The sequence below is a fragment of the Bacillus cereus group sp. Bce019 genome (genome assembly GCF_051781745.1).
Lineage (GTDB): Bacteria > Bacillota > Bacilli > Bacillales > Bacillaceae_G > Bacillus_A > Bacillus_A cereus.
Genome location: NZ_JBPWJX010000220.1, coordinates 1 through 258 on the forward strand (window position 1 = coordinate 1; position 258 = coordinate 258).

The window sequence follows — 258 nt, forward strand, 5'->3', positions numbered from 1 at the left end:
GCGAAACACTGACATCATCAAGCACACGAGCTATGCGATCAGCAGTACTGGTTGTGCGAGGCTGCTCTATGTTGTCGGTACCATCTTTACCAAGCAACGCTGCAAAATCAATCTGCGAACTGGCAGTTCTCGGGCCACCTGCGCTGCCATACTTGTGAACAAGACCCACAGCATCACCGTCGAAGTCGCCGTCTGGATATTTCGCATCCTCTTCCTCGCCATGCTGCGCAGCCTTATGCATGTCATCGTGACTGGGAG

Annotated in this window: 1 protein-coding gene; it reads right to left on the minus strand. The window is 53.5% G+C overall.

Annotated elements, in window-relative coordinates:
• A partial coding sequence (locus tag ACS2QP_RS28095) for a hypothetical protein (RefSeq protein WP_438883116.1) occupies positions 1-241 on the minus strand: 241 nt, incomplete at its 3' end.
• Between the last annotated feature and the right edge of the window lie 17 nt (positions 242-258).